6 protein-coding genes are annotated in these 12,886 nt (G+C 42.4%); 5 read left to right on the top strand and 1 reads right to left on the bottom strand.

The genetic code is table 11. The features are described from left to right. Positions 1 to 92: 92 nt before the first annotated feature. Positions 93 to 1,622 carry a TlpA disulfide reductase family protein gene (locus KSX81_RS23240; RefSeq protein ID WP_195647449.1) on the bottom strand — a complete coding sequence of 510 codons (1,530 nt, stop codon included), beginning with the start codon at positions 1,620 to 1,622 and terminating at the stop codon, positions 93 to 95. Between the two features lie 126 nt (positions 1,623 to 1,748). Here KSX81_RS23240 and KSX81_RS23245 point away from each other — a divergent pair, with 126 nt between their 5' ends. The 5 genes from KSX81_RS23245 to mgtA all read left to right on the top strand — a co-directional run bounded on the left by KSX81_RS23245 (position 1,749) and on the right by mgtA (position 12,858). After that, positions 1,749 to 5,003 (top strand): glycoside hydrolase family 2 TIM barrel-domain containing protein, encoded by a 3,255-nt coding sequence (locus tag KSX81_RS23245; protein WP_254884252.1) that lies wholly within the window; start codon positions 1,749 to 1,751, stop codon positions 5,001 to 5,003. A 36-nt stretch (positions 5,004 to 5,039) separates the two neighbouring features. After that, complete coding sequence (locus KSX81_RS23250; protein ID WP_217726014.1) at positions 5,040 to 7,889, top strand: glycoside hydrolase family 2 protein; 2,850 nt, start codon at positions 5,040 to 5,042, stop codon at positions 7,887 to 7,889. Between the two features lie 145 nt (positions 7,890 to 8,034). After that, positions 8,035 to 8,721 carry a response regulator transcription factor gene (locus KSX81_RS23255; protein ID WP_008640327.1) on the top strand — a complete coding sequence of 229 codons (687 nt, stop codon included), beginning with the start codon at positions 8,035 to 8,037 and terminating at the stop codon, positions 8,719 to 8,721. Then, positions 8,718 to 10,085, top strand: coding sequence for a sensor histidine kinase (locus KSX81_RS23260; RefSeq protein WP_008640325.1), 1,368 nt, complete (start codon positions 8,718 to 8,720; stop codon positions 10,083 to 10,085). Before KSX81_RS23255 ends, KSX81_RS23260 begins: the two co-directional genes overlap by 4 nt. A 121-nt stretch (positions 10,086 to 10,206) precedes the next feature. Further along, on the top strand, positions 10,207 to 12,858 hold the full coding sequence (mgtA, locus tag KSX81_RS23265) for a magnesium-translocating P-type ATPase (protein ID WP_217726013.1): 2,652 nt from the start codon (positions 10,207 to 10,209) through the stop codon (positions 12,856 to 12,858). Positions 12,859 to 12,886 lie beyond the last annotated feature (28 nt).

Consider the following 12,886-nt stretch of genomic DNA (forward strand, 5'->3'; position numbering starts at 1 on the left):
TTTCAACAAACCTTTTGTACCTGTTTATACAGCTATTTTAATTTGCAACACATTGAATGTTAATACGATATTCCTTTTTTAAGATTCGATACTCATTTATTAAGCCTCACTCCGTTTATTTGCCAGTCATTTTTTTCTGTTCCTTCAGTGAAATTGAATGATTGCACAGAAGAAGACAACGGTTCGAATGTGAGTGAAAATTCTGCTTCGCCGCTTTCAGGCAAATAAAAGTGCTCACCGGGTTTAATCCCATCTGCTTTCTTTAAGGTATACATTTCACCTTTCTCATCTACCAATCTACAATTCGGGCTGACTCGTATCCAGTATTTGGGAATATAATAAGCGTTGAAATGTACGGTGGTAGCGGTGTCTGTCAGTACCACTTGCTTGACTTCAAGAATATCGGTATTGGTTGATTCCGACACCGGATAGTTAACGACTTTTGTATTTCCTTGCCATGTAATACTCATTTCATGTTTGACAGCATCCAGATACCTGCGCATTTTTAGTTTCAAACTGCCTTTGCCATAACCCGACCATATTTTCATGATTTTACCTTCGGGAGAGATAAGGACATAGTTGGGAATACCTCGAACTCCATATTTAGCGTATAATCCGGCTGTTTGTTTTAAGTCATTTAAATTCTGCCAGGTCATTTCATGTTTTGCCGAAGCTGCCTTCCACCTGCTTTTCGTATCGGAGCTTAGACTAATGATAGTAAGACGCTCTTTATATTGTTCTTGAATCTCTTTCATCTCTGGTAAAGCCATAATGCAAGGACCGCAACCGCTGCTCCAGAAATCAAGCAATATATATTTTCCATTGAAATCAGTCAGATGATGAATCTTTCCATCCAAATCGAAAAGTTCGGTATCTGCCATTTTATCTCCCTCTTTCACAACTGTAGGCGGGAAAAGATTAACTGCAATTTCCTGTCCTGTTATAGAAGTTTTTTGTGCTTCATTCATTCTATTATACAAAGCCAGTGTTTCATCTTTATAAGAGAAATTTGGATTGTACTTCACTGACATGCTCAATTTATATAGCCTGTCCATCCAAATGTTTGATACAGGAAGTTCCTGCATCAGTTTCATTTCACGTTTGCTGATTAAAGCTGAAATACTGTCTTCTTTCACACGTAGAGCCTTCTGTTCGGCTTCCGGGGCAGAACGCAGGCTTCTTGCTTTGATAGACAAACGTTGATACTCATCCCATAAATCGTGTGAATCTTCAATAAACCTATTATATTCTATTTGTTCCTTTACAGGGCTGTCTACTGTCCACGTATGTATCAAGGTATTCGTTCCGGTTACTTTGATTCTTGCATTAGGAGTCGCATAAATCTCCAGCGACATGGAAGGAAAATCATCATTACGGGTACACATTAGAGATAATTTGTCTAAACCATCTTCTCCGGCATTTCGTTTGAAGAAGAAAGTACCGTTTTGTATGGTATCCATGGCTACTGTACTTCCTACATTTCCGTCAAGTAGAAAAAGAGAAACAAGAGTTCCATCCTTTACACCTTCCACTTTACCTTCAATCGTATACTCGTGCTGTGCTTGTGAAACGAGACTGCCAAATAAAAAGAGGCTGCTAAATAGTAGTTTTTTCATCATCATAATATTAGAAGTAATTATACGCCACAAGGTAAAGCTTTTCTTTATAGAGTGTTACTCCTTTTATTGTTCTTTAATATTTCTGTAAAAGAAAAGGGTACAAAATGCCCTTTCGTCCGTCTACTTGATATGAAGAAAAAAGAACGAATGAAAATATATACTTTACTGCTTGGCGCATTGTTTGTAAGTCCTACACAGGCACAAACAATGCATGATTGGGAGAATCATCATGTTCTCCAGATCAATCGTGAACCGGCAAGAGCCGCTTTTACCCCTTTCTCTGTACAGAAAGGAGACGGCTCAATCTCTTTAGACGGAACCTGGAAATTCCGTTGGACTCCCGTTCCCAATGAAAGAGTCGTGAACTTCTATCAGATAAATTTTGATGATAAAGATTGGACGGATTTTCCTGTTCCCGCCAATTGGGAAGTGAACGGATATGGCACGCCTATCTATGTTTCAGCAGGCTATCCGTTTAAAATAGATCCTCCACGGGTGATGGGAGAACCGAAAACTGACTATACCACGTATAAAGAACGGAACCCGGTAGGGCAATATCGCCGCACCTTTGTTTTGCCGGCCGGATGGGAAGCGGATGGACAGACTTTTCTACGGTTTGAGGGCGTAATGAGCGCCTTTTATGTTTGGATCAACGGTGAGCGGGTAGGGTATAGCCAAGGCAGTATGGAACCGAGCGAATTTAATGTCACGAAGTATCTGAAATCCGGAGAAAATCAGATTTCACTGGAAGTCTACCGATATAGTGACGGTTCTTATCTGGAAGATCAGGATTTCTGGCGTTTTGGTGGTATTCATCGTAGTATTCATCTGATACATACACCGGATATTCATGTCCGTGATTATGCGGTACGTACTCTTCCCGCATCTGTTGGTAATTATAAAGACTTTATTTTGCAGATTGATCCGCAATTTAGTGTATATCGAGGGATGACCGGAAAAGGGTATATTTTACAGGGAGTACTGAAGGATGCTTCAGGTAAAGAAGTTGCCACATTGAAAGGTGATGTGGAAGATATGCTTGATTTGGAACATAAAGCAAGCCGGATGAATGAATGGTATCCGCAGCGTGGCCCGCGTAAGATGGGACGTTTGTCAGCTATTATAAAATCACCGGAAAGATGGACGGCAGAAACGCCCTATCTCTATAAATTACACTTAACTCTCCAAAATGAAGAAAGAAGAGTCGTAGAACAGATAGAACAGGCCGTGGGCTTCCGCTCTGTAGAAATCAAAAAAGGACAACTGTTAGTGAATGGTAATCCGGTTCGTTTTCGTGGAGTGAACCGTCACGAACATGATCCACGGACGGCACGTGTCATGAGCGAAGAACGGATGCTTCAGGATATTCTTTTAATGAAACAGGCGAATATAAATGCCGTACGCACCAGCCATTACCCCAATGTCAGCCGTTGGTACGAGCTATGCGACAGCTTGGGATTGTACGTGATGGACGAAGCGGATATAGAAGAACACGGATTGCGTGGCACACTCGCAAGTACTCCCGACTGGCATGCGGCATTTATGGACCGTGCGGTCCGTATGGCGGAACGTGATAAGAATTATCCATGTATTGTAATGTGGAGCATGGGAAACGAAAGCGGTTACGGACCGAACTTCGCTGCTATTTCGGCATGGCTGCATGATTTCGATCCCACTCGCCCTGTACACTATGAGGGGGCACAGGGAGTGGACGGAAATCCTGACCCGAAGACGGTAGATGTTATCAGCCGCTTTTATACCCGGGTGAAACAGGAATATTTAAATCCCGGTATTGCAGAAGGAGAGGATAAAGAACGCGCTGAAAATGCACGTTGGGAACGGTTGCTGGAGATTGCGGAGCGTACCAATGACGACCGTCCGGTGATGACGAGTGAATATGCACATTCCATGGGGAATGCATTAGGAAATTTCAAGGAATATTGGGATGAGATATATAGTAATCCCCGTATGCTGGGTGGTTTTATATGGGATTGGGTAGATCAGGGAATCTACAAGACATTACCCGACGGTCGTACCATGGTGGCTTATGGTGGTGACTTTGGCGATAAGCCGAATTTAAAAGCTTTCTGCTTTAATGGATTGCTGATGAGTGACCGTGAAACTACGCCTAAATATTGGGAGGTAAAGAAGGTATATGCACCAGTTGAACTGAAAATGGAAAATGGGAAGCTGAAAGTGACGAACCGGAACCATCATATCGATTTATCATCTTATCGCTGCTTATGGACATTGTCTGTGGATGGAAAACAGAAAGAACAAGGAGAAATTACATTGCCGGAAATAGCTCCAGGAGAAAGTGGAACAATAGATTTGCCGACTTTCCGTTCATTGAATCCTCTTTCCGATTACCAACTGAAAGTAAGCATTGTTTTGAAATCGGATGCTCTTTGGGCAAAGGCAGGACATGAAGTGGCCTGGGAACAATTCTGTTTGCAGAAAGGAGATTTAGCCTCTACCGATCTGATTAATAAAGGAACGCTTCAAGTGGAAGAGGATGATAAATCTTTATTGATTAGCGGACGCGGTTTTTCTGTTCAGTGGGAAAAGAAAGTGAACGGAAGTATGACCTCCCTTATATATAAGAACAAAGAAATGCTGGCTCACTCCGATGATTTTCCGGTTCAGCCTGTCACTCAAGTTTTCCGTGCTCCGACAGATAATGACAAGAGCTTCGGAAACTGGTTGGCTAAAGACTGGAAATTGCATGGAATGGATCATCCGCAGATAAATCTGGAATCTTTCCACCATGAAAAACGTGCAGACGGGGCGGTCATTGTCCGGATTCAAACTAGTAATTTATATAAAGAAGGAAAAGTGGTGACTACTTCTGTCTATACAGTCTTTTCAGATGGAACGATTGATCTGAAAACAACTTTCTTGCCACAAGGAGTTCTTCCTGAAATTCCCCGTTTAGGTATCGCATTCTGTCTGGCGCCTGCTTATGATACATTTACCTGGTATGGCAGAGGGCCACAGGATAACTATCCTGACCGCAAAACATCTGCTATGATAGGGCTTTGGAAAGGAAGCGTTGCAGAACAGTACGTACATTATCCACGTCCGCAGGATAGTGGGAACAAAGAGGAAGTGCATTATCTGACCCTGACCGACAAACAGAATAAAGGTATTCGTGTTGACGCGGTAGAAAACGTATTTTCTGCATCTGCCCTGCATTACACCGTACAGGACATCTATGAAGAAACTCACGATTGTAATTTAAAACCACGTGCGGAAGTCATTCTTAATATGGATGCTGCCGTACTCGGATTAGGAAACAGTAGTTGCGGACCGGGTGTATTGAAGAAATATGCCATAGAGAAAAAAGAACATACGTTGCATATCCGCATCAGTAGTAAACAATAATAGCAATAAATAACTAACACAATTATAAAAGTAACAATGAAAAAAGTAACCACTTTATTATCAACCTTGGCGTTGGCAACTACCCTGGCTGCTCAAAACCTTCCACAAACGGAAAGGCAATATCTCTCCGGTCACGGATGCGACGATATGGTTGAATGGGACTTCTTTTGTACCGACGGACGCAATTCCGGCAAATGGACGAAAATCGGCGTACCTTCCTGTTGGGAATTGCAAGGCTTCGGCACTTATCAGTATGGAATCACTTTCTATGGAAAGCCATTTCCTGAAGGCGTTGCCGATGAAAAAGGTATGTATAAGTACGAGTTTGAAGTTCCGGAAAAGTTTCGCGGTAAACAGGTCAATCTTGTATTCGAAGCTTCAATGACAGATACGGAAGTAAAAGTGAACGGACGCAAAGTGGGTTCCAAACATCAGGGAGCCTTCTATCGTTTTTCATACAACGTCACGGATTTCCTGAAATATGGCAAAAAGAATTTACTGGAAGTCACTGTTGCCAAAGAGAGTGAAAATGCCAGTGTGAACCTTGCCGAACGTCGTGCTGATTATTGGAATTTTGGCGGTATCTTCCGTCCGGTGTTCCTGGAGGTGAAACCAGCCGTAAACCTGCGGCACATTGCCATTGACGCAAAGATGGATGGAACTTTCCGTGCCAACTGTTACACAAATATCTCTAATGACGGAATGAGCATCCGTACACAGATTTTAGATAAAAAAGGAAAGAAGTTAGCGGAAGGCACTGTACCTGTAAAAGCGGGTGGCGACTGGACTTCTTTGCAACTGAATGTCTCTAACCCTGCACTATGGACTGCGGAAACTCCGAATCTTTATAAAGCTCAATTCTCCCTGTTGGATAAGGACGGTAAAGTGCTGCATAGTGAAACGGAAAACTTTGGTTTCCGTACCATTGAAGTACGTGAAAGCGACGGACTTTATATAAACGGAGTACGTATCAATGTACGTGGTGTCAATCGTCATAGTTTCCGTCCTGAAAGTGGCCGTACATTAAGTAAAGCGAAGAATATCGAAGACGTTCTTTTGATGAAAAGCATGAATATGAATTCCGTCCGTTTGAGCCATTATCCGGCTGACCCGGAATTTTTGGAAGCCTGTGATTCTCTCGGACTTTATGTGATGGATGAGTTGGGAGGCTGGCATGGCAAGTATGATACCCCCACCGGAGTACGTCTGATTGAAGGCATGATAGAACGTGACGTGAATCATCCGTCTATTATTTGGTGGAGTAATGGTAATGAAAAAGGATGGAATACCGAACTGGATGGAGAGTTTCATAAATACGATCCGCAGAAACGTCCGGTTATTCACCCGCAAGGTAACTTCTCCGGTTTTGAAACCATGCATTACCGCTCTTACGGAGAAAGCCAGAACTACATGCGCTTACCGGAAATCTTTATGCCTACGGAATTCTTGCATGGTTTATACGATGGCGGCCATGGTGCCGGATTATACGATTATTGGGAAATGATGCGCAAGCATCCCCGTTGTATCGGTGGATTCCTTTGGGTATTGGCAGACGAAGGTGTGAAGCGTGTAGATATGGACGGATTCATCGATAACCAGGGAAACTTTGGAGCAGACGGAATTGTAGGACCACATCACGAAAAGGAGGGTAGCTACTACACTATCAAGCAGTTATGGAGTCCGGTGCAAATCATGAATACTTCTATCGACAAGCAATTTGATGGCAAATTCTCCGTAGAAAACCGTTACGATTATCTGAATCTGAATACTTGCCGTTTCCTTTGGAAGCAAGTAAAATTCCCGTTGGCAACAGATGCTTCCAATGCCGCTGTTCAAGTACTGAAAGAAGGTGAAGTGCAAGGCAGTGACGTGGTTGCTCACTCGGCAGGCATTTTGGATATAAAAACAAATATCCTCCCCAATGCAGACGCCCTCTTCCTGACAGCAATCGATCCATACGGCCATGAACTTTGGCGCTGGACTTTCCCGGTCAACAAACTGAATCAGCAGACAGAACAGCTTTCTCCCTTGTCCAGTCGTCCTACTTATACAGAGACAGAAAATGATCTTACTGTGAAAGCGAATAAGCGTACATTCATCTTCTCAAAGAAAGACGGACAACTGAAAGGGGTATCTGTAGATAACCGTAAGATTAGTTTCGCCAATGGCCCCCGTTTCATTGGAGCCCGTCGTGCAGACCGCTCATTGGATCAGTTCTATAACCATGATGATGAGAAAGCAAAAGAAAAAGACCGTACATATAGCGAATTCCCTGATGCTGCCGTATTTACGAAACTGGACGTAAAACAAGATGGAGGTGATCTGGTTGTTACCGCCAATTATAAACTGGGCAATCTGGATAAAGCCCAATGGACAATCAACCCGAGTGGGGATTTGGCTTTGGATTACACCTACAATTTCTCCGGTGTCGTAGACTTGATGGGTATTCGTTTCGACTATCCTGAAGATCAGGTAATCAGCAAACGCTGGCTGGGTGTCGGACCTTACCGTGTATGGCAAAACCGTATTCACGGAACGCAATACGATGTATGGGAAAACGACTATAACGATCCTATTCCGGGTGAGACCTTCACATATCCCGAATTTAAAGGATACTTTGGTGATGTTTCCTGGATGAATATCCAAACGAAAGAAGGCACTATCAGTCTGACAAACGAAACTCCCGACACGTATATAGGAGTATATCAGCCTCGTGATGGCCGCGACCGTTTGCTTTATACTCTTCCCGAAAGCGGAATCTCTGTCCTGAACGTGATTCCTCCGGTACGTAATAAAGTAAACTCCACCGATTTGTGTGGTCCCTCTTCACAACCGAAATGGGTAAATGGTCCACAAACCGGACGAGTCATTTTCCGGTTTATGTAAATGAATCATATAAAGGTATCCACATTGCGTTAGGTACCTTTTTTATTTGGCCTTCTCACCGATTTTTCAAGGAAAAAGGCTATAAGTGGGGAATAATCATTATTTTTGTTTCGTTTTATACATTCAGATTAATGAATTCTTTCCTATGTACACAATACTAATTATAGAAGATGAACCCCGGGTTGCAAGTTTGCTGATGAACGGACTGGAGGAAAATGGCTATCAGACAATGGTGGCTTATGACGGACTAATGGGGTTACGGCTTTTCCAGACGCACACATTCGATCTGGTTATATCTGACATCGTTTTGCCTAAGATGGACGGATTTGAACTGGCGAAAGAAATTCGCAAAACCAATCCCAATATTCCTATATTGATGTTGACGGCATTAGGATCGACGAATGATAAACTGGACGGCTTCGATGCCGGTGCAGACGATTACATGGTGAAACCTTTTGATTTCAGAGAGTTAAATGCCAGAATCAAAGTGCTATTGAAACGTGTGGCGGGTAATGCTCAGGAATTACCGCAGGAACTTGTCTATGCAGATTTGCGTATTGACCTTCAACGTAAAGACGTAGAACGAAACAGCATATCCATTAAACTTTCTCCTAAAGAATACAACTTACTGTTATATATGGTAGAAAATGCCGAAAGAGTATTAAGCAGGGTTGAAATAGCGGAGAAAGTATGGAACACCCATTTTGATACAGGAACGAATTTCATAGATGTATATATCAACTATCTTCGCAAAAAGATAGACCGGGATTTTGAACCGAAACTTATTCATACCAAAGCTGGAATGGGTTTCATACTGACTGATAAATTATGAAGATCAGGACAACGTTGACTCTACAATATGCAGGGCTTACAGCTGCGGTATTCTTTGTTTTTGTGATGGCTGTCTACTATGTAAGTGAACACTCGCGTAGTAATGCTTTCTTTCGTAATCTTCAAAGTGAAGCTATAACCAAAGCGCATTTATTCCTTAAAAATCAAGTAGATGCCAAAACCATGCAGTCCATATACCTGAATAATCAGAAGTTTATTGATGAAGTAGAGGTTGCCGTCTATACAACAGATTTTAAAATATTATATCATGATGCTTTGCAAAACGATATTGTCAAAGAAACACCGGAGATGATAAAGCGTATTTTACAGCGGAAGAACATCAATTTCTATGTAGATGAATATCAGGCTATAGGACTGGTGTATTCGTTTGAGGGCAAAGACTATGTGGTTACTGCCGCAGCCTACGACGGTTATGGATACGCCAACCGGGATGCGCTAAGAAACATGCTCATTCTCCTATTTATCGGTGGATTGAGCGTATTGGTGGTTGTGGGGTATATCCTTTCTCGAAGCACTTTAAAACCGATACGTAATATAGTGAAAGAAGCGGAGAAAATCACAGCATCGCATATTGATAAAAGATTACCCGTAAAAAATGAACAGGATGAACTGGGAGAATTGAGTACGACATTCAATGCATTGTTGGAACGCCTGGAAAAGTCTTTCAATTCACAAAAGATGTTCGTCAGTAATGTATCTCATGAATTGCGTACCCCCATGGCAGCTCTTACAGCCGAATTGGATTTAGCTTTATTAAAAGAACGGAGCTCCGAACAATATCAGATGGCTATCGGCAATGCACTGCAAGATTCACATCGGATTGTTAATCTGATCGACGGATTATTGAATCTGGCAAAAGCTGACTATCAGTCGGAACAGATAACTATGGAAGAAGTCCGTCTGGACGAACTGTTGCTGGACGCCAGAGAGCTGGTACTAAAAGCTCATCCGGATTATCACATCGAATTAGTATTTGAGCAGGAAGCCGAAGAAGATAATGTGCTGACAATAATCGGAAACAGCTATTTACTGACCACCGCTTTTGTGAATCTGATAGAAAATAACTGCAAGTACTCTTCCAACCGGGCTTCATCAGTCCTGATCGCCTATTGGGAGCAATGGGCAATCATTCGTTTGTCTGATAACGGTGTAGGTATGTCTGATACGGATAAAGAAAACCTGTTTAAACTGTTTTATCGTGGAGAGAACAAGAATATTGCTCCCGGAAATGGTATAGGCATGGCCTTGACACAGAAGATTATCCACCTTCACAAAGGCGAACTGACCGTATCTTCCCATAAGGATGAGGGCACTACTTTTGTGGTGAAACTTCCGCATATTTAAGAAATTCTAATAGCTTTCTAATACCACTCTAATCATTCTCTAACAGCTTCCCGGTGAAGTCTTCCTTACTTTTGCATCGAATTAACAAATGCAGTTAGTAACTTAAAAAAAATTAGAGAGTATGGTATGGAAGAAAAAACTGCGTTCATCACAGTACATATTCAATTCAGAGAAAGTATTTTTGGTTGCCACACAACCCGGTAAGTCAATCTATTCATACTTACAGACAACAAAGCTTGGATTAACGTTGGGAGAAGTGCAGGAGCGACAATCCGTTTATGGAAGAAACGAAGTGGTGCATGAACAGAAAAAGAATCCGTTTATCCTGTTTATCAAAACGTTTATCAATCCTTTCATTGGCGTTCTGACCGGGCTCGCCATTATATCCTTATTTTTGGATGTATTGATGGCCGATCCCGGAGAGCAGGAATGGACGGGAGTCATCATCATCTCATCCATGGTGCTGTTCAGTGCTATCCTGCGTTTTTGGCAGGAATGGCGAGCAAGTGAGGCTACGGATTCTTTAATGAAAATGGTAAAAAACACATGTCTTGCCAAACGTGCGGGAGAGCATGAAGAAGAGATCGAAATTACGGAACTCGTTCCGGGAGATATCGTGTATTTGGCAGCCGGGGACATGGTTCCTGCTGATATTCGGATCATCGATTCGAAAGACCTGTTCATCAGTCAGGCTTCATTGACAGGAGAGTCCGAACCGATAGAAAAGTTTCCGGAGGTACGGGGACAACAGTTTCGGAAAGGAAGTGTCATCGAATTGGACAATATTTGCTATATGGGTTCCAATGTGATAAGTGGTGCGGCAAAAGGAATCGTTTTTGAAACGGGGAACAAAACCTATCTGGGTACTATTGCAAAGAGCCTGGTCGGGCATCGTGCCACTACAGCTTTTGACAAAGGCATTAGCAAGGTTAGCTTCTTATTGATTCGTTTCATGCTGGTTATGGTTCCATTTGTGTTTTTCGTAAATGGCTTTACGAAAGGGGATTGGTTTGAAGCTTTCATATTCGCCATATCCGTTGCGGTTGGCCTTACTCCAGAAATGTTACCGATGATTGTGACTGCCAACCTTTCTAAAGGAGCGATAGCCATGTCTAAAAAGAAAACAATCGTAAAGAATCTCAATGCCATTCAGAATTTTGGAGCGATGGACATACTCTGCACTGACAAAACCGGTACATTGACCTGCGATAAAATCGTATTGGAGAAATATATCAATGCAGATGGCAGTGACGATAACAGTAAACGTATTCTTCGTCATGCTTACTTTAACAGTTATTTCCAAACCGGTTTAAGGAACCTGATGGATAAAGCGATTCTTTCTCATGTAAGAGATTTGAGTCTGGAACATTTGAAGGATGACTACACTAAAGTGGACGAAATACCTTTCGACTTTACGCGCAGAAGAATGTCTGTTGTAATAGAAGACAGGCAGGGAAAGCGGCAAATCATCACCAAAGGAGCAGTAGAAGAGGTTCTCGATGTCTGTTCCTATGCCGAGTTCAACGGGCAGATTCATCCCTTGACTGATGCCTTGAAAATCAAAGCACAGATGATTAGTGAAGAAATGAATCAGCAGGGGATGAGAGTATTGGCAGTTTCCCAGAAAAGTTTTATCGAGAAAGATTGTAATTTCGCCATCGAAGATGAAAAAGAAATGGTATTGATCGGGTATCTTGCTTTTCTTGATCCTCCGAAACCTTCTGCTGCCGAAGCCATCGAACAATTATATGCGCATGGAGTAGCAGTTAAAATTCTATCGGGAGACAATGATATTGTAGTGAAAGCTATTGCACGACAGGTAGGAATTGACACCAGTCATTTTCTTACGGGGATAGAAATAGAAAATATGGACGAAACAGCATTGAAAGAAGCGGTAAAGGATACCACTTTATTTTCAAAACTGACTCCATTACAAAAGACGCAAATCATCTCTCTGTTGCAGGAACAAGGGAATACGGTGGGATTCCTGGGAGATGGAATCAATGATGCAGGTGCATTACGTCAGTCGGACATTGGTATATCAGTCGATTCTGCTGTGGATATAGCCAAAGAAAGCGCAGATATTATCTTGTTGGAAAAAGATTTGATGGTATTGGAAGACGGAGTGCTCGAAGGAAGAAAGACATTCGGCAATATCAATAAGTACATAAAGATGACTGCCAGTTCCAATTTTGGTAATATGTTCAGTGTGATGTTTGCCAGTGCATTCCTGCCGTTTCTGCCCATGATGCCGATACATCTATTGATCCAGAACTTGTTATATGACATATCGCAGACCACCATTCCTTTTGACCGTATGGACCCGGAGTTCCTGAAGAAACCCCGTAAATGGGATGCGTCCGATCTAAGTCGTTTTATGATTTATGTAGGTCCCATCAGTTCTATCTTTGATATTATAACGTATCTGGTTATGTGGTACGTATTTAGCTGCAACAGCCCCGAACATCAGACACTGTTTCAGACCGGATGGTTTGTGGAAGGTTTGTTATCACAGACATTGATTGTCCACATGATACGTACCCGCAAGATACCGTTCATACAAAGCCGTGCCACATGGCCTGTGATGGGACTGACCTTCTTAATCATGGCAATAGGTATTCTTATTCCTTTCACCGCTTTCGGGCGTTCCATCGGATTGACAGCTCTTCCTTTGAGCTATTTCCCCTGGCTGGTTGGGATTTTGCTCTCTTATTGCATTTTGACGCAGATCGTGAAGAATTGGTATATCAGGAAGTTTGTGCGCTGGTTATAGCTTTGTCTGTTTATCTCGCAAATTAAAT

It is taken from the genome of Bacteroides sp. MSK.18.37 (genome assembly GCF_019129155.2).
Taxonomy (GTDB): domain Bacteria; phylum Bacteroidota; class Bacteroidia; order Bacteroidales; family Bacteroidaceae; genus Bacteroides; species Bacteroides ovatus.